The organism is Wohlfahrtiimonas larvae (assembly GCF_002006755.1).
Taxonomy (GTDB): domain Bacteria; phylum Pseudomonadota; class Gammaproteobacteria; order Cardiobacteriales; family Wohlfahrtiimonadaceae; genus Wohlfahrtiimonas; species Wohlfahrtiimonas larvae.
On record NZ_MVDO01000018.1, the window covers coordinates 12,503 to 34,714 of the forward strand.

Here is a 22,212-nt window from a genome sequence, read left to right on the forward strand (position 1 = left end):
TTGGAGAATAAATATGAGACACAATCATAATTCAGACGATTTTCAATCAGATTTCATCAAATATCCACGCACAAAACATTTAGAAAGCTCGCGCCTGCAAAATGGTGACACTGATCATGATCAAATGGCTTATCGAAGCTTGATCGGTCAATGGATCATTGTGGAAGAGAAGCTCGATGGTGGCAATGCTGCCATTAGTTTTTCCAAGCAAGGGGAATTGCGCTTGCAATCCCGAGGGCATTATCTAACAGGTGGTGGACGAGAGCGCCAGTTTAATCTATTTAAGCAATGGGCAGTTGCGCACGAGTTGTGGTTATTGGATCGATTGGAAGATCGTTATATTTTATTTGGGGAATGGTTACATAAAAAGCACTCAATGTTTTATGACCATTTACCTCATTATTTCTGTGAGTTCGATATTTGGGATCGTAAGCAACAATGCTTTTTATCCACTTATGAACGCGCACTATTATTAAAAGATGGCCCAGTTTTATCTGTGCCTGTGTTATATGCTGGCTTTGCACCAAAATCTTTAAAGGATTTATTGGAAAATGTGACGCAATCCTTAGCAAAGACAGCAGAATGCCAAACTGTGTTTGAAAGCATTGTGAAAAGGGAAGGCTTTGACCTTGCTCGCTCACAATCGCAATGTGATCCATCTTTGTTGATGGAAGGTTTATATCTCAAAGTGGAAACGGCAAAAGAAACGATTGATCGCATTAAATGGGTTCGTCATGACTTTGTGCAAGCGATCATAGATTCCAAGCAACATCATGCTTTGCAGGATTTTATCCCGAATCAATTGCGTAGCAATGTAGATATTTTTGCGCCACAAATTACAGAGTTTTGGCAACACCATATTTCTATGGAGGAGCTTTTATGTCCTTGCTCACAGTAAAAGGCAGTTATAAAAATCTGTATCAATTGGTAAGAACTGCGATTGATACAGCATTTAATTTGGATGATTTTGCAGAAATCATTCCTGATTTATATGCGCTGAAAGATTGCCCGCAAGATCCTTATTTTCATGGCGAAGGCAATGTTTGGATTCATACAGAATTAGTGGTGAAAGCTTTATTGCATGATGCAAATTTTCAAAAGGAATCGGAAGAAGCACAGTTCATCTTATTCATGGCGGCACTTTTACATGACATTGCAAAACCAGATACAACGGTGATTGATCCTGATTCTGGGCGCATTCGCCAACCGGGGCATTCTAAACGTGGCATGTTGGATGCTCGGATTATTTTGTGGCGCTTGCAAGTGCCATTTGTAATCCGAGAGGCGATTTGCAATCTTATTGAAGTGCATCAATTGCCATTTTGGTTGTTGAGTGATGATCAACGAGAAGATCCTATTTTTGTGATCAATCGCTTATCTTGGGATGTTTCCTTGTGGCATTTGTATCTATTGGCAAAAGCGGATATGCATGGCAGGGATTATGAGCATAAAGCACAAATGTTGGATGAAATAGAGCTGTTTCGCCTATTTTGTGAAGAGCATGATGTATTACATCAACCAAAGCAATTTGTGGATAATCATACGCGTGTACATTATTTCCGTGGAGCGAATGTTCAGCCTGATTTTCCATTGTTTAACGAAGGCGGTAGCGAAGTCATTTTAATGGCAGGCTTGCCTGCGAGTGGGAAAAATCATTGGGTGGAAAAGCATTGCAAAGGTTTACCTGTGGCTTCGTATGATGATGCGCGTGCACATTTGAAACTGCGCCATGGTGAAAATGAAGGCATGGTGACGCATTATGTGCAAGATCAAGTGAAAGCCTGGCTTCGTAAAAAAGAACCATTTGTATGGAATGCCACGCATTTATCGAAAGAGATGCGAGAGAAAGCCTTAAATTTGCTCTATTCTTATAATGCGAGCGTTAAAATTGTCTATTTAGAAGCGGATGAAAAAACGATTCTTTCACGGAATCAAAAGCGCGACAGCACATTGAGCAATGATCGCTTATTGAAGATGCTGTTTAAATGGTCAGTACCAAAACGAATCGAGGCGAATGAAGTGATTTATTGGGAAAATTAATTGAAAATACACTTTAATATTAATCGGCGTATAATAGCCCGCCATTAATTTAATCAGAAACATAAGGTTTATATTTTAAAATGGATATTCAGCATCTGGAATCGGTCGAAGCAATTTATGGCGTGCAATTGCCAGAAGTGTATTTGAGATTATGCCAAGATGGTTTATTGGAAACAGGCAAATATGGTTCCATGTGGTACGGCACATATTATGCAGAGCGTTTAAAACATCCAACATTGTTATTTTTGAGCAATGAATTTGAATTGATCGAGGATAACGGCATTGCAGAAGTGGCTGAATGGGTGAATGATGATTTTTCCCCTGAAGAATTCACATGCATTCCTTTTGCGATGAGCGGCGCCGGTGATTACTATTGTATGGCTTATCCAAAAGAAGATAGTGATGGTGTTGATCCTGTTGTGATTTATCTCCCACATGATTACAATGAATATACGTATTTAGCGAAAAATTTTGTGGATTTTATTTTTAGACATTTTCTAGAAGCCTTAACAGATTTAAGTTTCTTTGATTTAGAAGGTGAAAAGTTCTCCATTAAAGAATCTTTGCATCAATCACTATTAGCGCATCAGCCTTATTTGTCAGAAGAGCAATTTGAAAAACTTAAAGAAACCTTAACACGTGAAATTCAAACATTTGAAGATATTCATGTGTTACCAAAGCATACGATTGTTAATGAATATGTAGGTTATCTCAGCAAAGAAGAATTTAAAACCATCATTGAATCGATGATTCCATTTGAGTTTTTGGATCAAGAAGTTAGTTTTTAACTTTTAAACCATTCATTAAAGTTGTCCAACAATTAATCGCCTCAGGCAAACGTGCTTGGGGCTTTTCATCATTGGCGATCCAAAAAGCAGCTTCCGTTAACGCACCATTAATGAATACAGCGAGTGCATTGGCGTTAGTTTTTTGAATGTAACCTTCCATCATCCCTTTACATAATAATTGCTCGACAGATTCAATACATTGCATTTGTATATGGGTTAATTCACTGCCCAAAACAGATTTAGCATCAATTAATAATATTTGCTGGATTTCATGGTCGAGCACCATTTCTAAATAAGCTTTGCCACGATTATATAAACCGAGCCATGGATTTTCAGCTTCATCAGAAATTTGTAACAATTCCACATCAATTTCAGCATCGATCTGTTTTACAACTTCTGCAAATAAGCCTTTTTTACTCCCAAAATGATGATACAAAGCACCACGGGTTAAACCGACAGAAGCAGTAAATTCATCCATGGAAGTATTGGCATAGCCTTGCTCTGAAAATGCAATTCGTGCCGCAGATAGCAATTTTAGCTGTGTTTCTTCCATCATCTGTGTGCGCTTATTGGTGGCTTTTTTCATTCCTGATCCATCTAAAAAAATTAATAACATTGTAATTGACATACATCGCGTATGCAAATACAATTCGCAAATCACATACGCGATGTATGTGAGTAAAACATTATTGAGGATTCGCTTATGGCTTCGTACGCCACTTTATTGAGAACCCCGGGCGCCAAGGGGTTTGTATTGGCAGGATTATTGGCAAGATTGCCTGTTTCGATGACAGCGATTGGCATCATTACAATGCTTTCTGAAATGAATGCGAGCTACACATTAGCAGGTGGTGTTGCAGCAGTATTCACATTGAGCTGCGCCATTATTGCGCCACGTATTTCACGTTTAGTGGATCGCTATGGGCAGAGCAAGGTTTTACCTTATGCAGCAATCATTGCATTATTGAGCATATTGAGTTTACTCGCGGTAGCACATTGGCAATTGCCATCATGGTTATTGTTTGTTTTTGCCGTATTGGGCGGATTTACACCAAATATGTCTGCAATGGTGCGCGCACGTTGGACGGAAATTTATCGTGGCAAACCTGAATTACAAACGGCTTATGCATTAGAAAGTGTATTGGATGAATTGTGTTTCATAGTTGGTCCACCATTATCAGTGGGATTATGTGTGGGATTGTTTCCGCAAGCAGGTCCATTATTAGCTATGTTATTTTTAGCTTTGGGTGTAACAGCATTTGTAGTACAGAAAAAAACTGAGCCTGCAGTGAATGATGTAGAAGTTTATAATGCTTCAGTGTTCCGTTTAACGATGGTGAAAGCACTAACATTATTGATGATTTTTTTGGGCATTATTGTAGGTACAATTGATGTGGCAAGCGTTGCATTTGCTAAGGCACAAGAAATGCCAGCAACAGCCAGCTTAGTTCTATCATTTTATGCCGTGAGTTCATGTGCTGCGGGTTTAATTTTTGGCATGATGCAATTTAAAATATCTCTCGCTAAGTGCTTAATGATGGCTTCCATTGCAACAATGTTATCGAGCATTCCTTTATTGATTGTATGGAACATTACATCATTATCCATCACTGTATTTGTGGCAGGTTTTTTCTTCTCACCAACCATGATCACAGCAATGAGTTTAATAGAAGAAAATGTACCAGATGAACAATTAACCGAAGGTTTAACTTGGTTATTATCAGGTTTAGGTATTGGTGTTGCGCTAGGTGCTGCAATGGCGGGCTTTGTGATTGATCTTTATAGTGTGAGCGCAGGCTTTGCAGTTGCTTTATTGTCTAGTATATCTGTCCTATGTACGGCGGTTTATATTTGTAGATTTCAAAACCGCCATATATAGATAACTATTTTGCACGGCATTCGGCAGGTAAATATTTATCACGAATGCTGTTTGTGCCCCACACAGTTGTTGCTATGGTTGGATATTGTCGTACCGCCTCAGCACCACATATCCATGTAATTGATCCATCACCCATAATTGGCATAATTGGAACTTCTGCGGGCATTCTAGCATTTGGTTTTTCTTGTATATCTTCCGTTACATACAGGTATAATACGCCACCATATTTATCTGCTAAGGTTAGATCACCTCGAATGTTCTTATAGATTTGAACAAATGTTTTCGGAGAGGTTTCATAAACACCTGCTTGAATTCCTGAAGAATGTTGATAATTAACATCTACAACAGGGCCTAACTCACGAAAATTATTTGGCATACGTCCATGATTATTATAGAAATCAATTAATGCTGATTTAAGAGGGCCAAGATTCGCAAAACCTTCAGTGACATACGTTCTTTTAACATAGTCACTATAAAAGGGCATCGCCATCATAGTTAATATGCCAACAATAGCTACAACAATCATCAGTTCTATTAATGTAAATCCTTTTTTCACTATCTGCCCTTAATTTTTAATTGATATTTATGTTATCTATTTAAGTATAGATATATTTTAACATTACCAATTATTTTTTCTTATGATTTAAGTTAATGTTTATGGAATTGCTAAATTCAATATTAAGAGTGAGATCAATGTATATAGTGATCGTAATCAGATAAGTTATGGTATTGAAATCATTGTGGAGAAATTTTTTATATTTTTTAAAAAATTGTTTATGCAGTTAGCCAGCCAACGATTATAATTATTTTATTTTAAAACTATAGGCAATTTATAATAATGGGCAGTTTCTATTTTTTACAGATTTTTACAGTGGTTTTTCTGCTGTCTATCGCAACTACGCTATTCAATAAAAGAATACTTGGGTTGCCTGCGGCGATTGGTGTTCCAATTGTTTCAGCAATTTTTGTATTTTTATTGCAATGGACTGTAAGTTTATTTGGGAATAATAATTATATTCAAATCAATATTGTAGAGATTGAAGCAGCGGTTCGTAGCATTGATTTCTATGACTTTTTAATCAATGGTGTGATCTGTTTTATTTTGACATCATCAGCGCTGAAGTTTCGTTTATCAGATTTAAGAACATACTTTAAGCCAATCGCAATTTTAGCAAGTATTGCTTTGATCTTATGTGCTTTTTTCTTCGGAGCAGCATTATATGGTTATCAAATATTGGTAGGTACACCAGTGAGCTTTTTAATTTTATTATTATTAGGTTCAGCGCTTGGTGCAACAGATCCGATTGGTATTAAAGGTGTTTTAAGTTCTGTTAAAGCGCCTCGTCATTTAATGATTAAGCTAGAAGGTGAGTCATTATTCAATGATGCAGTGTGTATTGCATTATTTATGAGTATTTTAGCGATTGTCAAAGGTGGGGATTTTACTATTGAGGGATTCTTTGCAGATTTAGCTTATGAAATTGTGGTTGCCATCATCATTGGTGTTGCTTTTGGGCTATTTGTATTGCGTTTATTAAAAGGCAAACATGAAATGGAATCATTGATTTTATCGACAGCATTTCTCGCAACAGGTTCTTATTTAGTAGCATTGTATGCACATGCATCAGGCCCGATCGCTTGTGTGGTTGGCGGTTTAATCGTGGGTAATCGTTGGCAGGATATTTTAGATGAGCAAGAAGTCAATGAGGTTAACCATTTTTGGCATACTGTTGAAGGGATTATTAACTCATTTTTATTCACATTGATCGGTATGGAATTATTTATCATTGATTTTAATACAGATCTATTATTTGGCGGTATAGTTGCATTTATTATTCTGCATTTATCACGTTTTGCAGGCAACTTTTTAGCATTTGTGCCTTTCAGATCGGTGAGAAGAAAAAGTTATCATGGTAGTTTAGCTATTCTGTCTTGGGGTGGTGTTCGCGGTGGTATTTCATTAGCATTGATTTTGGCTGTGGCAAATATCCCACAATTATCTGAATATAGTAGTATTTTGATTGGCTATACATTCACATGTGTATTGTTATCGGGTGTTGTTTGTGGTTTAGGTCTACCAGGTGTCATGAATGCTTATTACCATAATCCTAATGAACCAAAGACAGGTTTTGCAGGTTGGTATCAAAGAATGTGCCATAAAATGAACTATAGTGGCATGAAATATGTTGTTACTGAAGATAACAATGGGCAAGAAGTGATTTCTATCTATAATCCTGAGTGTTTAGTGGATGAGTCAAAATTAGAAGAAGCCGAAGAAGAAAATCCAGAGTTAGCTGAAGAGATTCAAGCAGAATTGGATTCTAAAGTAAAACAATTAGAAAACTCAGAGAATTTCTAAACGATTACTATACAGTTAGATTGAAAAACCTCAAAAGCATAAAGCTTTTGAGGTTTTTATATTGCTAGAATATATATTTAGCAGTGACCCAATAACGGCGACCTTCTTCATTTCGACGATAACGATTTGCAAAATCTGTTGCTGTTTTATTCGTTAAGGATGGCTGCATATCCATAAAATTCTTATTAAATACATTATAAATACCTGCACTGAAACTTAGATTATCATTCATAGTGTATTTAGCTCCAAGATTCATTAAAGCATATGATCTGTAATAAACCTTTTCTTTATTCCAATTTAAGTTATTAAATTGTTTGCCTCTGTATTCAGTTTCAGCCCAAGTATTCCATGAGTCTTGTATTTGCCAATCTACTTTGACATTTGCCATATGTCTAGGTGTTTCGCTGAATGGGCGTTTGACATCGTCTTTTGTGAATGAGCTTTCAGTATATGTGTAGTTGAATTTTAAGCCTATTTGATCAGTGAGTTGATAACGGACACCTAGTTCAAGGCCATATAATTTTGCATTATCTGCATTATAATATTTTGCAAGTTGGCCACCGCTATCAGGCCAAAAAGTACCATTTACTTCACAGATAGGGGTTACACAGTTTTCAACTGAGGATTGAATTTTATCTTTAAATTTTGTATAGAATATAGTTGTATTTGCAGAAAAATTAGTATTATTAAAATAAAGTCCCAATTCTCCTGACGTTGCAGTTTCTGGATCTAAATCTGCATTCCCGACAATGGGTAATCTACCTTGGCGGCCAACACCAACAACATCATTTTGCATCAAGTGAACATCAGGAGTTTTAAATGCACGACTCACCCCTCCCTTGACCTGCCATGAATCATCAATGTTCCAAGTTAAATATAATCTTGGACTAAAATTGCTACCAAAATCTTGGTTTTTATCAAAACGTAGACCAAAGGTTGCAATAAAATTTTCTAGAATAGACCACTCATCTTCTGCGAATAATGCCCATTGCCACTGTTTTTTATTTACAGGGGATGTGGCTAATGTATCGTTTAATTCTTGTTGTCTATATTGCATACCTACGCTGATAAAATGATCATTCAGTGCAAACATCCATTTATTATCCAAGATAATATTGGTGTATTTAATGTCACGATTTGTGCTATCTACTAGTTTTGGTGGTCTTGATACAGGATTTAATCTACCAATTGTTTTGGTTTGATCCCACAATAATGATGTATCAATCGTTACAGAGTCATAGCGACCTTGATGAGAAAGGGATGCTCTGTCACGGGTAAATTTTAATTTATCAGAATAACCACCACCAGCAAGGCCAGGACGAACATTTGTATTAAGAGTGCCTAGTTGTTCATTGGAATTATCATAACGTTGAATACCGCGATCATAATTGAAAATGATGTCATTTTCACTATTTGGGGTAAAAGATAATTTACCACTCATATTGTAATTATTTTTTTTGCCCATACCTGAAAAATAGCTGTATCTACCCGTATGAATGCCAGATGATCGTTCAGATTGATTTTTTGCATAAGTACCTTTAGCATTGGATGAGTGGTCATATCCACCCATCAGCGCTATACCTAATGTATCTTGAATTAAAGGGCCTGAAATGTATAAGCTTGTATTTAAATGCTTGCTAAATTTACTGTTTCCGGGCTGGATAAATCCAACATTCATTTCGCCACTCCATTGATTAGGGACTTTTTTAGTAATAATGTTTACAACACCGCCAATAGCATCCGAGCCATATAATGTTGACATTGGTCCGCGCACAACTTCGATCTGTTCAATAGCAGACATAGGTGGAATAAAATTAGTATCAATATCACCAAAGCCATTAGGCCTGGCACCTGAAGAGTTTTGACTTAAGCGTTTACCATCAATTAAAATTAATGTGTAATCACTTGGCATACCGCGGATGCTGACGTTATATCCGCCTGATTTTCCACCGCGCTCAACATTCACCCCTTCAATATTTTTTAATGCCAATCCCAATCCGGAAATAGGCTTATCTGTTAATTCTTGACCAGAAATTACGGAAATGCTGGCAGGCGCATCTTTGACTGCTTGACTAAAACCTGAGGCGGTGACTACAACTTTAGATAAATCTATCGCTGTTTTTTCTGTTTCAATATGATTATCCAATTCTGCTGATTCTTCTGCATAAGTGTATGAAAATATGCCCATAATTAATATGGATAATATGCTTTTATGTAGTGTAATATTTTGATTATTTCTGTTCTTGCAGAATTTCATCATAGTTATTTTTTTCCTTATTATTTTTAAAATTTAACCTTAAAGAAAATTTATCATTCATTTTCTTAGGTGTAGAATTATTATCATTTGTAATTGATATGTCAATACAAATAGAAGTTATTCTCATTTAATAATATTAATTTATAATATCTCAATAAAATTTTTGATTTTTTAAAAAATATTTTATTTTCAATTGCTTATAATGTTATTGGAATTTTAACTTATGTTGATATTGATTAAAATTATGAATGCTTACGTGTACACAAGGGAAAAATTGCTATCTAATAAAAAAGCTGAATCTGATAATTTCAGATTCAGCTTTGCGTTTATGTATAGTGGGATCGGTTTAAAATTATTGATCTAATATCTCGTCCTGCGGGCGAGATATTAATTTCTAATTTGAATATAAAGCAGGGAATTAGAGAATAAATCTGCTTAAATCTTCATTGTCAGACAATTCGCCCAATGAGTTTTTAACCATTTCTTCGTCAATTGTTACATTTTCACCGCTCTTATCAGATGCTGTGAAAGAGATTTCCTCTAATAAATGCTCTAAGATTGTGTGTAAACGGCGAGCACCGATATTTTCAGTTTTCTCATTCACGTTGTAAGCAATTTTTGCAATTTCAGCAATTGCACCATCTGTGAATTCTAAGTTAACGTCTTCAGTTTGTAGCAATGCTTTGTATTGCTTGATCAAAGCAGAAGATGGCTCTTTCAAAATGCGCTCGAAATCATTTGCTGTTAACGCATTTAATTCCACACGAATTGGTAAACGACCTTGTAATTCAGGAATCAAATCAGAAGGGCGAGCCAAGTGGAAAGCACCTGATGCGATGAATAAAATATGATCTGTTTTTACAGGACCATATTTAGTTGAAATCGTGCTGCCTTCAATGATCGGCAATAAATCGCGCTGAACACCTTCGCGTGAAACATCAGTACCTGAGCTTTCGCCGCGGCGGCAAACTTTATCGATTTCATCAATGAATACGATACCAGTGTTTTCAGCAGCCTCAATCGCAGCTTTTTTCACTTCTTCTTCATTCACTAAACGGCGTGCTTCTTCATCTTGAACCAATTTCAAAGCATCTTTGATTTTCAATTTTTGCTTATGTTTTGGTTCATTACCTGTTTGGCTAAATAGCGATTGCAATTGTTCAGCCATTTCTTCCATGCCAGGCGGTGTCATGATGTTCATGCTTGATGCATGTTTTTGCGTCAATTCAATTTCGATCTCTTTATCATCGAGCTCGCCACGAACTAATTTTTCACGGAATTTTTGGCGTGTAGTTGAGTTGTCTGTGCTTGGTGCATCAGGTTCATTATCAAAGCCAACTGATTTAGGGCGTGGAATCAATACATCTAAAATGCGGTTGATTGCAGCTTCCTCAGCTTTAGGATGAGATAACTTGATGGCTTCTTCACGTGCTTTTTTAATGGCAGCTTCTACCAAGTCACGAATGATTGAATCCACTTCTCGGCCAACATAACCCACTTCTGTGAACTTTGTTGCTTCTACTTTAATAAATGGAGCGTTGGCTAAGCTTGCTAAACGGCGTGCGATTTCTGTTTTACCAACACCTGTTGGTCCAATCATTAAAATATTTTTAGGTGTGATTTCTTTGCGTAAATCACCTGTCACTTGCTGACGTCTCCAACGATTACGCAAAGCAATCGCTACAGCGCGTTTTGCATCATTTTGTCCAACAATATAGCGATCCAATTCTTGGACAATTTCTCTAGGTGTCATTTCACTCATGATAAATTCCTAAAACGTTAATTTTTCAATCGTTTGATTGTGATTTGTGTAAATACAGATATCTGCTGCGATGTCTAAGCTTTTGCGCACAATAGATTCTGCATCTAATTCAGTATTATCTAACAAGGCAAGGGCAGCACTCTGTGCAAATGCACCACCAGAACCGATGGTTGCCATGTCATGTTCAGGCTCGATCACATCACCATTACCTGAAATTACAAGAATAGCCGTGGGGTCAGCAACAATTAATAATGCTTCTAAACGGCGCAATTGACGATCAGTCCGCCAATCTTTTGCCAATTCAACAGCAGCGCGTGTTAATTGGCCGTTGTGCTGTTCTAATTTAGCCTCGAAACGTTCAAACAGTGTGAATGCATCTGCTGTACCGCCTGCAAAGCCAGCGATGACTTTGCCATTGTATAAACGGCGAACTTTACGGGCATTGCCTTTCATTACAGTATTGCCTAAAGAGACTTGTCCATCGCCGCCGATGACAACTTCATTGCCACGTCTAACAGCACAGATCGTGGTGCCACGATATTGTTCCATTTGAACTCCTTGTTCATTGTTTCAGTTACGTCCTTTTAAAATGCGGATGAATTTTATGATTTCAAGGTATTCAATCGTAGTATGGTAATTTTCTACTCAGATATATTGCGTTGATGGTTAAGGTTTTGTACTAAGCTTGTGATATAAACGGTGAAAATAGGGAAGATGGTAATCCCTGTAATGGCTAGTATTACTGTACTAATTTTCCCAGCAGTTGTGATGGGGATGATATTTGAGCCTAATGTTGTGGCTGTCATGGAAGCCCACCAAAGAACATCGCCATAAGTTTTAACATCAGGATTGATGCCATTTTCAAAGATGAAAAAGATCAAAGTTTGTAAGTAGGCAATGGAGAAAAATAGTGCAATATAAGAGACAAATAACCCTGTGATTTTGTTGTTAATCAATAGCTTTGCTAATAGGAATAAACCGATTGTACCTCGTAAAATTGGTAAGAATTTCAATAGATAAAAGCTTTGATGAGAGATATTAATATTATAATATTCAAAAATATTGATGTAGGGAATAGATATTAAGATCAAAATGCCATAGCGCTTCAAATAGCTATATTTATGATCTGATAATAAGAAGAGTAAAAAGAAATCAAATAAGAAATAAATACAAATCCAAAATTGTAATTGGTTTTGGCGAATTAAAGGATTTTGATTGATGTTTGGAATATCGAATAGCGTTATATCCATTACTAAAACTAGTGATGCAACAATGGTGGATGCATAAATAAATTTCAGCAATGATTTTTTAAAGTTGGGATTTAATTGAAAGCTCATAATTTATTGAATCTTATTGTTTGGGTCAATCATGTGGTATTCCTAAGTTTTGCTGGTACTTTATATAATACAAAGAATCAATATTATTTGGGTAAAATACTATGAGTTTTATAACAGATCCATTAAACGCACATTAATTCCCAGAAAACTATATGAATGAATGCTTCGATGAAGTTGATTGGCAGTGATTCAAGGGCATCTTGAATATTATGATATCGAAGATATCTTGACTCAGCACAGATCATAAAGTGATCAAATGAAGGATAATGGCGTATTCTAATAAATAATAGATTAGAATACGTTTTTTATTTCATCTTTTGTACTCATTCTTGGGGTCTTACATGGATTGGCAACAGATACTTTTCCATTTTTTGGGTGGTTTAGGTTTATTTCTTTTCTCCATAAAATTTATGGGTGATGGTTTACAAAAATCTGCGGGTAATCGTTTACGCACAATTTTGGATCGTTTTACCACTAATCCATTGATGGGAATTTTGGCAGGTATTTTTGTCACTGTGCTGATTCAATCAAGTTCAGGAACAACAGTAATTACAGTTGGGCTTGTTAGTGCAGGATTGATGACATTGCGCCAAGCTATTGGTGTTATTATGGGTGCAAATATTGGTACAACTGTGACAGCATTTATTATAGGCATTGACATTGGTGAATATGCTTATCCCATTCTACTAATGGGTTCTGTGATGCTATTCTTCTTTAAAGCTGCAAAAGTTCAAAATTTTGGGCAGATTTTATTTGGATTTGGCGGTTTATTCATCGGTTTGGATTTAATGAGTAGCGGTTTAGCACCACTTCGTCATTTGCCAGTTTTTACATCATTGATTGTAGAAATGAGCCACAGCCCGATTCTTAGCGTTGTTGTGGGTACGGTATTTACTTTAATTGTTCAATCATCGAGTGCTACAATTGGTATTTTGCAAGGCTTATATGCTGAAAATTTAATCTCATTAGATGCAGCGCTCCCAGTATTATTTGGTGATAATATTGGTACAACGATTACAGCAGTGTTAGCAGCAATTGGTGCAAGCATTGTGGCAAAGAGGGCAGCTGCGGTTCATGTGTTGTTCAATGTTGCAGGTACTATTATATTTCTAATATTGTTAGGACCATTTACAGAATTTATGCTCTGGATCACAAGTTGGCTAGGGCTAGAGCCAAAAATGCAGATTGCATTTGCGCATGGCACATTTAATGTTGCAAACACACTTATTCAGCTACCTTTTATTGGATTGTGGGCATATTTAGTCACTAAGTTATTACCTGAGCGAGAAAAACCTATTAAAAAAGTTGCATTATATTTGGATGAAACTTTAATCGAAAAATCACCATCCATTGCAATTGGTCAAGCGAAAAAAGAAGTGGTGCACATGGGGAATTTAAGTTTAGATGGTTTAAAATCAGCATTATCATATTTGAAAACTAATAATCCTGAAGATGCAAACTTATCAGAAGTTTTAGAAAAAAATATTAATTTATTAGATGAAGAGATTACCAAATATTTAGTTAAAATTTTCCCTCATTCAATTACACCTAGAGATTCAAATGATTTACAAGCAATGCTGAATTTAGTTTGTGACATTGAACGCATTGGTGATCACTCTGAAAATATCATTGAACAAATTAACTTTATGAACGAGCGTAATATCGAATTGAGTGAGCTAGCACGGAATGAAGTTTATGAAATGTTTGAGCTTACTATTCGCTCTGTAGCATTATCAATTGAAGCATTGGATCAAGTTGATTTGTCAAAAGCTAAGCAGGTATATGTGTTAGAAGATGAAATTGATGAAATGGAACGTTATTTAAGAAAGCAACATATCCATCGTTTGAATCATGGTGAATGTACTGCAAAATCAGGTTTAACTTATACGGATTTATTGTCAAATTTAGAAAGAATTGGCGATCATGCGCATAACATTGCAGAGATGCTTTTTGAAAAAGCTAACAATAAATAAAATTTACAATTTTTACAAAATTCTAAAAGGCTTGATAATTGAGCCTTTTAAATCATAATAAGATTGATCTTAGTTATTCATTGTTAGATAAAAATGCTCATTTGAGTGAAATTAGGTATCTTAGAGTTTCGTATCACACTTTGATAGGAGATTTTATGCTACATGAATTTAAAGATGTAATTTCAAAATTGAAAGCAGAAAATAGTCGTTTTGCTAGTCTGTTTGCAAAGCATAGCGCGCTAGATCAAAAAATTTCACAAGCTAGTAAAGATCGAATGGATTATGTTGTGTTAGATGCCTTGAAGAAGGAGAAGCTGTATCTTAAGGATGAAATATATGCTATGTGCGTTGCTTATCAAAAAGCACAAGTATAATTTTAATTCATCTCAGAATAAATGTAAGGGGGCGCAATATGTGCTCCCTTTTGATTTTATATATTGATCATCATGCACGCAACGTTGCAGAAATGTTTGGTATTTTGCGATATCATCTATGATTATTTAATTTTAAGAGAAAGGAGCTGATTATGCCTTCATTTGATATTGTCATGGAACCAGATATGGTAGAAGTTCGCAATGCCATGGATCAATCAATCAAAGAGATTGAAACACGTTTTGATTTTAAAGGCACAGAAGCAAAGTGTGAATTGAATGATAAAACTGTGGTGCTTTATGGCGACAGTGATTTCCAATTAGAACAAGTGCTGAATGTTGTGGTTTCTAAAATGGCACGTCGCAATGTGGATATTCGTTTTTTAGATTTGAATGCAAAATCAGAAAAATCAGGGAAGATCGTTAAGCAAAACATTGCGATTAAATTTGGTCTTGAAACTGAGCAAGCTAAAAAAATCGTAAAAGTGATCAAAGATGAAAAAATGAAAGTACAAGCTGCAATCCAAGGCGATAGCGTTCGTGTGAGTGGTAAAAAACGCGATGATCTACAAGAAACGATGGCGGTATTGAGAGAAAAAATTAAAGATTTGCCATTGGCATTCAATAATTTTAGAGATTAAGCTAAACATATACATTAAAAGGGAGCTAATTAAAGCCCTTTTTTATATGGCTAAATAAAAATCTCGCTCGAAGGCGAGATATATTCTGTCATCAATACCAAACATCAATTAATATTGCTCCCGTAGGGAGCAATATTAATTGTAAAAGATATTTTTATTGATCAGCTTTGGTTAAGATTCTATTGAACCAAGCAACGTTGATCACATCCAATAATCTATTTTGGCTTGTACGTGCGGTTAGGTTATCCAAGTCAATTTCTTTAACATTCTGATCTTGGCCTGCACAAGTGAATACAGCTTTTGTGCGCTGTTTTGTTACAGGATCAATCTGCCATTGTAAGCATTGACCGCAAACACCTTTCATCATACATTGCATAGGGCTACCAACAGTTCCCATCACTTCAACATCAGGTTTAAAGATATCAATTAAGCGGCCATTAGGTGATAATTCTTTTTGTAAGCCTTTTAATAAACCTGTAGAGCCTAATGCCAACATACGATCAATCCTAGATAAATCCACAACGCCATCATTGTTTAGATTTTCAAGTAATTCGATCATATCGGTTGCGACTACTGATGAATCCTGAGGGCGACGGGCCTCTAATTTATCGCCTTTTTGCACGCACCAAATGATCTGATCTGTACTCGCTTCCAATTCATCCATTTTATCCATTTCAGAAGCTTGAGCAAGCGTTGCGATATAAGTAATCTTATTACCAGCTTCACGCAATACAGGTGCTAAATCCAACATGATTGCTGTACCCCAACGACCTGCCATGATTAAGATATTCTTATTCGTTGGAATATCTGTTGGCGCACCTGTTGGGCCTGCCAATACTAAACAATCTCCTGGTTTCAAGCGAGAGATTAAACGTGGTGCAACACCCCATTGGAACACCATCAAACGGATTGCACCATCTTTAGAGCCTGTACCTGATGCTGTAAACAATGGAATCTGCATGCGTGTATCTTCAATGATCTGACCATCCACTTCATATGTTTGTAAGCGGAAGAATTGACCAGGCTGGAAGTTTTTCGCAACAAATGGTGCTTTTACCCAAACTTCAGCAACCGCAGGGTTATCACGATTCACAGATTGAACAGTCACTGTTAAACCTTCAGTCATTGTTGCGCTCAATTCATCATTGGATAAATGGTTCGCAGGTAATGCCTTCATGGATTCAATCACTTGATCCGCTGTACGTTTTGCACTTGTGATGGCTTTAACAACGTTACCGTTGAATGTTGGATGTGTATCGCCGATGTATGAAACACGATGATCTTTATGCTCAAAAGATGTGAAAGGTGCAAAGTCATCTTTCACATTCTTCTCACGATCATATTCAACTTTGTTGCCGAGTAGATCATAACCTTGGAAATGGTGTTTATCTTCAATTTCGATCGTGCCATGTTCAGTTGCATAGATCGTATTCGGTGAAGTACCAGCAGCTACTAATACTGTACGTGCTGGAATGGTCACTTCCTCGCCATCTTTTGTAAAGGTAATGGTTTCAATATGGCCATATTTATCTAAGTTTACGCCTTTAGGGTTTAAAGATTCGCCATAGAAAATACCTTCTTCAAATGCTTTTGTGATCTCTTCATGGTTTAAAGTATAAGCAGGGGATTCTTGCATTGTACGGCGATATGCTAATAAAACGCCGCCCCATTTGTGCAATAAAGGTGTAAAGTTAGGAGCTTCGCCAGCGGCAGCTGCACGTTCACGCTCTGCTTTTACTTCACGACCATGAGTGATGAATTCATCTAGGATTTCATGATCTTCAGGTGTGAATAGCGCACCACGAACAGCTTCTTCACCCAAGGTATCCACACGATGTAAAACTTTTTCTACTTGTTTAATATAGTAAGCTTGCATTTCTGTTGCAGCATCTACAGCTGTTAAACCACCACCAATGACAACAGCAGGCATACGCACTTGTAATGTAGATAGGGAAGTTTGCTTAGCAGCACCTGTCAATTGCATTGCCATTAAGAAGTCAGAAGCTTGGCGCATACCACGAGCCAATGAGTTCTCAATGTTCAATACGCGTGGTAAACCTGCGCCAACTGCCATTGAAACGTGATCAAAGCCTAATTCAAAGGCATCTTCTAACATCAATGTACCGCCTAAGCGCACACCACCAAAGATCTGTACATTGTTACGACGAGCTAATACCAAATAGATCAAACGAAGGAAGTTTTTATCCCAACGAACTGTAATACCGTATTCAGCAACGCCACCAAAACCATATAAAATACGGTTTGCTAAATCTTCTTCTAAAGATGACCAATGTTCAACAGGGCCATTGATAATGGCTTCAGGCAATGGTTCAATCTTTAAACCATCTACAGCCACAACATGACAACCTGCTTGAGATAAATAATGTGTCATCGTGAAACCAGCAGGGCCTAAACCTGATACTAATACTTTGCGATTATTGCCATCTGTTGGTAAGTAAGCTGATTGCTTTAATGGGTTCCAACGAGTAAAAATATCATAAATCTCAATACCCCAAGGCAATTCTAAAACACTTGTTAATACGTTTGTTTCGATTTGAGGAATATTAACAGGCTCAGTTTTCTGATAGATACATGCCTTCATACAGTCATTACAAATACGATGACCTGTTGCAGGAACCATTGGATTTTCGATCATGATCATTGCTAATGCACCGATTACATGACCTGATTTGCGCAATGTGATCATCTCGGAGATTTTTTCATCCAAAGGACAACCTGTTTGTGTATTGCCAAATGTATCTTTCTTTAAACCCAATTCAGGTTGAGCTTTTTTAACAGGGAAGCCTTTACTACAGAAATCACCTTCATGATCGTGGCAATATTTACAGTAATCCACTTCGCCTGCGATGTCATGATCACACATGCGGTTATCTGTTAAATGAAATCCGTCACGGCGGCGCTCTTTACCATTGCCTTGGCGAACAGGAATACCTTTAAAGATTACTTCTTCATTATTGACTAAGTTTTGAGGATCAACACGCTCTGGGAATTTAAAAGAAACCCAACCTTTTGTGACTGCTTGACCTTCTTCCGTATTTAAAGCTAAAGCGCCCCATTCGATGATCTCTTTTTCTTCATCAGAGCCTGCTTCTAATGTTACGGCATATTTGGCTAAATCAAATTCAAATGTTTCTGCCGTTGCATTGCTTTTTGCCATTAAACGATCGGTTAATGTATCGAAAGTTTCAGTAATCTCTTGTTTATAACGTTTTGCACCACGTTGAATATAGCGATCTTTAAACTGCAATACAGTCGCTTCATCCTTAGCTTGTGTGAAATAAAATTCAGTATCTTTTTGAATTTGTAATGTATTTGAGATAAATTGATTCAGCGCCTCAGCAATTTGTATTTGTAATTCTGAAGTTTCAATTTTATTTAAGGTTAATGTTTGGTTACGCCAAGACTCAATTTGAGTTTTTAATTCGGGTGATAAACTATTTAAAAATAGTTGGTCAAGCGACTCTAATCCTTCTTTGGTTTTAAGGGCATCAAATGAAAGCGCAAAAGGCTTCCAGAGTTCGTCAAAGTTGGTCATTTCAGTCATCCTACACTAAAGTGGTCATTCATTTTGAAATATTAAATAGGGCGCTATTGTAACGAATATTTCAATTTTTTGTTGCGATGTAAATCATCATTTTATTATGTAGTATTGCTTATTTGCAAAATAGGTATAGATTATTGTCTCTAATGAGCTACATTTATAGTACATTCACTAAATCATGGAGGATATGATGTCAAACGAGTTTCGTATTGAGAAGGATACAATGGGTGATGTTAAGGTGCCAGCAGAAAAGCTCTGGGGTGCACAAACCCAACGTTCTTTAGAAAATTTTAAGATCTCGACAGAAAAAATGCCAAAAGATTTAATTACAGCGATGGCAATAGTGAAGCGTTCAGCTGCAATTGTGAATAATGAAGCGGGTTTATTAGATGATCAAAAAACAAAAGTTATTTTAGAGGCATGTGATGAGATCATTGAAGGCAAACACGCGACAGAATTCCCATTGGCAATTTGGCAAACTGGTTCTGGCACACAAACCAATATGAACTTGAATGAAGTGATCGCTAACCGTGCAAGTGAATTATTAGGCGGTGAACGTGGCGAAGCACGTTTGATCCATCCAAATGATGATGTGAATAAATCACAAAGCTCAAATGATACATTCCCAACAGCGATGCATATCTCTGCTGTGGTTGCAATCCAAACACATTTATTGCCTGAATTAGAATCTTTAACAAAAGTTTTAGAGAAGAAATCTAATGATTTTAAAATGATCGTTAAAATTGGCCGCACACATTTACAAGATGCAACGCCATTAACATTGGGGCAAGAAATCTCTGGTTGGGTTGAGATGTTGAAAAATGCTCATCGTCATATTAAAGGTTCATTGCCACATTTATCAGAATTGGCATTGGGCGGTACAGCAGTTGGTACTGGCTTAAATACGCCACCAAAATATTCTGAAAATGTTGCACGTGTGATTGCTGAATTCACCAAACAAGATTTTGTGACATCACCCAATAAATTTGAAGCACTCGGCACAACAGATGCATTAGTTTATACGCACGGTACATTGAAAGGTTTAGCAGCATCATTGATGAAGATTGCAAACGATGTTCGTTGGTTAGCTTCTGGCCCACGTTGTGGCATTGGCGAAATCCGTATTCCTGAAAATGAACCAGGTAGCTCAATCATGCCAGGTAAAGTTAACCCAACACAAAGCGAAGCATTAACAATGGCGTGTGCGCAAGTGATGGGCAATGATGTTGCTGTGAATATTGGCGGTATGAATGGTAACTTTGAGTTAAACGTATTCCGCCCGATGATCATTAATAATTTCTTACAATCTGTGCGTTTATTGGCGGATGGGATGAATAGCTTTAATATTCACTGTGCTGAAGGTATTGAACCAAACTTAGAACGTATTGATGATCTATTGAATAACTCATTAATGTTGGTAACAGCATTAAATCCGCACATCGGTTATGATAAAGCAGCGAAAATTGCAAAAAATGCTTATCAGAAAAATCTAACATTGAAAGCATCAGCATTAGAATTAGGCTTTTTAACTGAAGCTGAGTTTGATGAATGGGTGATTCCAACCAAAATGGTGGGTAATATTTAATATGATTCGATAATCATTTAAATGTATTGAGAAATTTAAGCCATTCGTGAGAGTGGCTTTTTTATAATAAACCTATAATTAATGATAAATATCAATAATAACGATTCTCATTAACCTTGCTTTACATGCATATCTGCTATTGTAGAACCATGATTTATATTTTTTATCCAGCAGGAGAATAATGATGAAAGCAGCTGTTTGGCATGGTCGTGAAGACATTCGTATTGAAGATCGTGAATTGAAATCTTTAAAAGATAATGAAGTGACAATCCGTGTTGCTTGGGCGGGAATTTGTGGTAGTGATCTCCATGAATTTGAAGAAGGCCCTGTATTCATTCCAACAAAAGCCAATGACCTATTAACGGGTGGCATTGCGCCATTAACAATGGGTCATGAGTTTTCTGGCATAGTAGAAGCGATTGGTAAAGATGTTACAAAATATAAAGTGGGCGATCGCGTTTCTGTTAACCCAACAATCACGCATGGTAAACGCAGCGAATACGATGATATTTATGATGGTTTTAGCTTCATTGGCTTACACTGTGATGGCGGCTTTGCGGACTTTGTGAATGTACCTGAATCTGCGGTTTATCACTTACCTGATAATTTGTCCTTAGAAACAGCCGCATTGATTGAGCCAACGGCAGTTGCAGTACAAGCTGTGAAAGAAGGTGGATTACGCTTTGGTGATACTGTGGCAGTCTTTGGTGCAGGCCCAATTGGTTTAGTGACAATCGCTGCTGCAAAAGCAGGTGGTGCAACTAAGATCATTGCACTGGATTTATCAGATTCACGTTTAGCAATGGCGAAAGAAATTGGTGCAACGCACATCATCAATTCAGGTAAAGAAGATGCAGTAGAAGCGATTCGCAAAATTGTTCCGCGCGGTGTGGATGTTTCTTTTGAAGTGGCGGGCGTACAAAAAACGGTCGAGCAATCCATTTATGCAACTAAACCTCGTGGCACAATGGTAATCATTTCTATTTTTGCTAATCCAATTTCATGGCATCCGATGCAATTGATCAATACAGGTGTGAAAGTAACATCTTCGATTGCATATTCACCTTCAAGCTTCCAAGAAACAATTGATTTAATGGCATCTGGGCAATTAGATGTAACATCAATCATTACGAAAAAAATTGAGTTTAAAGATATTGTGGAAGAAGGTTTTAAAACATTAGTGTCTGATAAAACTCAATCAAAAATCCTAGTAACATTGAGTGGTGAAAAATAATCCCTAAATGCTAGATATTGAAATTTGTTATTTGAATCCTCTGAAATAATCATTCAGAGGATTTTTTATTGGATTAAAATGTTGATATCAGATGATGGTATCAAAGGATATAAAAGTGAAACAGGCGCAAGAAAATTTTCATATTAATACAGCTTGGTTGTGTGTTATTAGCTTGGCATTTGCGGCCTTTGTTTTTAATACAACAGAGTTCATTCCTATTGCATTATTAAGTGATATTGGTCGTGACTTTGGAATGTCTGCCGCTGAAGCTGGGATTATGATCACTATTTATGCCTGGATTGTTGCTTTAGCATCATTGCCATTATTGTTAATGGTGGGCAATGTGGAGCGTAAGAGATTGCTATTGTTCATTTTTATCATATTTATTATTAGCCATGTTATTTGCTTTTTTGCTAATTCTTTT

Annotated in this window: 18 protein-coding genes; 11 read left to right on the forward strand and 7 right to left on the reverse strand. The window is 36.6% G+C overall.

The window, feature by feature from the left end; translation table 11 throughout:
* Positions 1 to 13: 13 nt before the first annotated feature.
* The 3 genes from BZK14_RS01065 to BZK14_RS01075 all read left to right on the forward strand — a co-directional run bounded on the left by BZK14_RS01065 (position 14) and on the right by BZK14_RS01075 (position 2,828).
* Positions 14 to 898, forward strand: coding sequence for an RNA ligase family protein (locus BZK14_RS01065; RefSeq protein WP_077924755.1), 885 nt, complete (start codon positions 14 to 16; stop codon positions 896 to 898).
* Entirely contained in the window at positions 880 to 2,040 is a 1,161-nt protein-coding gene (locus BZK14_RS01070; RefSeq protein ID WP_077924756.1) for an ATP-binding protein, read from the forward strand. Before BZK14_RS01065 ends, BZK14_RS01070 begins: the two co-directional genes overlap by 19 nt.
* A gap of 80 nt (positions 2,041 to 2,120) precedes the next feature.
* A complete protein-coding gene (locus BZK14_RS01075; RefSeq protein WP_077924757.1) occupies positions 2,121 to 2,828 on the forward strand; it encodes an SMI1/KNR4 family protein in 708 nt (235 codons plus the stop codon).
* On the opposite strand, the gene BZK14_RS01080 is transcribed toward BZK14_RS01075, so the two are convergent.
* Complete coding sequence (locus BZK14_RS01080) at positions 2,818 to 3,414, reverse strand: TetR/AcrR family transcriptional regulator (protein ID WP_077924758.1); 597 nt, start codon at positions 3,412 to 3,414, stop codon at positions 2,818 to 2,820. The two genes, BZK14_RS01075 and BZK14_RS01080, sit on opposite strands and share 11 nt — an antisense overlap.
* A gap of 117 nt (positions 3,415 to 3,531) precedes the next feature.
* On the opposite strand from BZK14_RS01080, the gene BZK14_RS01085 reads away from it, so the two are divergent.
* Positions 3,532 to 4,707 carry an MFS transporter gene (locus tag BZK14_RS01085; protein WP_077924759.1) on the forward strand — a complete coding sequence of 392 codons (1,176 nt, stop codon included), beginning with the start codon at positions 3,532 to 3,534 and terminating at the stop codon, positions 4,705 to 4,707.
* A gap of 4 nt (positions 4,708 to 4,711) precedes the next feature.
* Here BZK14_RS01085 and BZK14_RS01090 read toward each other — a convergent pair whose 3' ends face one another.
* Complete coding sequence (locus tag BZK14_RS01090) at positions 4,712 to 5,263, reverse strand: pilin (protein WP_143691256.1); 552 nt, start codon at positions 5,261 to 5,263, stop codon at positions 4,712 to 4,714.
* A gap of 282 nt (positions 5,264 to 5,545) precedes the next feature.
* Here BZK14_RS01090 and BZK14_RS01095 point away from each other — a divergent pair, with 282 nt between their 5' ends.
* The gene (locus BZK14_RS01095; protein ID WP_077924761.1) at positions 5,546 to 7,066 is read left to right on the forward strand and encodes a cation:proton antiporter; all 1,521 of its coding nucleotides are present in this window, start codon (positions 5,546 to 5,548) and stop codon (positions 7,064 to 7,066) included.
* 64 nt (positions 7,067 to 7,130) lie between these two features.
* Here BZK14_RS01095 and BZK14_RS01100 read toward each other — a convergent pair whose 3' ends face one another.
* The 4 genes from BZK14_RS01100 to BZK14_RS01115 form a co-directional block, all read right to left on the reverse strand.
* Positions 7,131 to 9,326, reverse strand: a complete 2,196-nt coding sequence (locus BZK14_RS01100) for a TonB-dependent receptor domain-containing protein (protein WP_077924762.1) — start codon at positions 9,324 to 9,326, stop codon at positions 7,131 to 7,133.
* Positions 9,327 to 9,741: 415 nt separating this feature from the next.
* Positions 9,742 to 11,085, reverse strand: a complete 1,344-nt coding sequence (hslU, locus tag BZK14_RS01105; protein ID WP_077924763.1) for an ATP-dependent protease ATPase subunit HslU — start codon at positions 11,083 to 11,085, stop codon at positions 9,742 to 9,744.
* Between the two features lie 9 nt (positions 11,086 to 11,094).
* Complete coding sequence (gene hslV / locus BZK14_RS01110; protein ID WP_077924764.1) at positions 11,095 to 11,634, reverse strand: ATP-dependent protease subunit HslV; 540 nt, start codon at positions 11,632 to 11,634, stop codon at positions 11,095 to 11,097.
* A 92-nt stretch (positions 11,635 to 11,726) separates the two neighbouring features.
* The gene (locus BZK14_RS01115; protein ID WP_077924765.1) at positions 11,727 to 12,422 is read right to left on the reverse strand and encodes a potassium channel family protein; all 696 of its coding nucleotides are present in this window, start codon (positions 12,420 to 12,422) and stop codon (positions 11,727 to 11,729) included.
* 341 nt (positions 12,423 to 12,763) lie between these two features.
* Here BZK14_RS01115 and BZK14_RS01120 point away from each other — a divergent pair, with 341 nt between their 5' ends.
* From BZK14_RS01120 to BZK14_RS01130, 3 genes are all read left to right on the forward strand, one after another.
* On the forward strand, positions 12,764 to 14,395 hold the full coding sequence (locus tag BZK14_RS01120; RefSeq protein ID WP_077924766.1) for a Na/Pi cotransporter family protein: 1,632 nt from the start codon (positions 12,764 to 12,766) through the stop codon (positions 14,393 to 14,395).
* A 155-nt stretch (positions 14,396 to 14,550) separates the two neighbouring features.
* Positions 14,551 to 14,769, forward strand: a complete 219-nt coding sequence (locus tag BZK14_RS01125) for an HP1242/YdcH family protein (RefSeq protein ID WP_077924767.1) — start codon at positions 14,551 to 14,553, stop codon at positions 14,767 to 14,769.
* A 152-nt stretch (positions 14,770 to 14,921) separates the two neighbouring features.
* Positions 14,922 to 15,407, forward strand: coding sequence for a YajQ family cyclic di-GMP-binding protein (locus tag BZK14_RS01130; protein WP_077924768.1), 486 nt, complete (start codon positions 14,922 to 14,924; stop codon positions 15,405 to 15,407).
* A gap of 154 nt (positions 15,408 to 15,561) precedes the next feature.
* On the opposite strand, the gene BZK14_RS01135 is transcribed toward BZK14_RS01130, so the two are convergent.
* Positions 15,562 to 18,963: an FAD-dependent oxidoreductase gene (locus BZK14_RS01135; protein ID WP_077924769.1), complete on the reverse strand. Its 3,402-nt coding sequence runs from the start codon at positions 18,961 to 18,963 to the stop codon at positions 15,562 to 15,564.
* 196 nt (positions 18,964 to 19,159) lie between these two features.
* Between BZK14_RS01135 and fumC the strand changes: the two genes are divergently transcribed.
* The 3 genes from fumC to BZK14_RS01150 all read left to right on the forward strand — a co-directional run.
* A complete protein-coding gene (gene fumC / locus BZK14_RS01140) occupies positions 19,160 to 20,554 on the forward strand; it encodes a class II fumarate hydratase (protein ID WP_281249040.1) in 1,395 nt (464 codons plus the stop codon).
* A gap of 184 nt (positions 20,555 to 20,738) precedes the next feature.
* Positions 20,739 to 21,788, forward strand: a complete 1,050-nt coding sequence (locus BZK14_RS01145) for a 2,3-butanediol dehydrogenase (protein ID WP_077924774.1) — start codon at positions 20,739 to 20,741, stop codon at positions 21,786 to 21,788.
* A gap of 115 nt (positions 21,789 to 21,903) precedes the next feature.
* Positions 21,904 to 22,212 (forward strand): MFS transporter (locus tag BZK14_RS01150; protein WP_245831107.1); only part of this gene is annotated, 309 nt, incomplete at its 3' end.

Coding starts and splice junctions, on each gene's coding strand:
- BZK14_RS01130 (WP_077924768.1), top strand. CDS start 14,922: ATGCCTTCATTTGATATTGTCATGGAACCAGATATGGTAGAAGTTCGC.
- BZK14_RS01145 (WP_077924774.1), top strand. CDS start 20,739: ATGAAAGCAGCTGTTTGGCATGGTCGTGAAGACATTCGTATTGAAGAT.
- BZK14_RS01115 (WP_077924765.1), bottom strand. CDS start 12,422: ATGAGCTTTCAATTAAATCCCAACTTTAAAAAATCATTGCTGAAATTT.
- BZK14_RS01080 (WP_077924758.1), bottom strand. CDS start 3,414: ATGAAAAAAGCCACCAATAAGCGCACACAGATGATGGAAGAAACACAG.
- BZK14_RS01065 (WP_077924755.1), top strand. CDS start 14: ATGAGACACAATCATAATTCAGACGATTTTCAATCAGATTTCATCAAA.
- BZK14_RS01125 (WP_077924767.1), top strand. CDS start 14,551: ATGCTACATGAATTTAAAGATGTAATTTCAAAATTGAAAGCAGAAAAT.
- BZK14_RS01120 (WP_077924766.1), top strand. CDS start 12,764: ATGGATTGGCAACAGATACTTTTCCATTTTTTGGGTGGTTTAGGTTTA.
- BZK14_RS01095 (WP_077924761.1), top strand. CDS start 5,546: ATGGGCAGTTTCTATTTTTTACAGATTTTTACAGTGGTTTTTCTGCTG.
- hslU (WP_077924763.1), bottom strand. CDS start 11,085: ATGAGTGAAATGACACCTAGAGAAATTGTCCAAGAATTGGATCGCTAT.
- BZK14_RS01070 (WP_077924756.1), top strand. CDS start 880: ATGTCCTTGCTCACAGTAAAAGGCAGTTATAAAAATCTGTATCAATTG.
- BZK14_RS01075 (WP_077924757.1), top strand. CDS start 2,121: ATGGATATTCAGCATCTGGAATCGGTCGAAGCAATTTATGGCGTGCAA.
- BZK14_RS01100 (WP_077924762.1), bottom strand. CDS start 9,326: ATGATGAAATTCTGCAAGAACAGAAATAATCAAAATATTACACTACAT.
- hslV (WP_077924764.1), bottom strand. CDS start 11,634: ATGGAACAATATCGTGGCACCACGATCTGTGCTGTTAGACGTGGCAAT.
- fumC (WP_281249040.1), top strand. CDS start 19,160: ATGTCAAACGAGTTTCGTATTGAGAAGGATACAATGGGTGATGTTAAG.
- BZK14_RS01085 (WP_077924759.1), top strand. CDS start 3,532: ATGGCTTCGTACGCCACTTTATTGAGAACCCCGGGCGCCAAGGGGTTT.
- BZK14_RS01135 (WP_077924769.1), bottom strand. CDS start 18,963: ATGACCAACTTTGACGAACTCTGGAAGCCTTTTGCGCTTTCATTTGAT.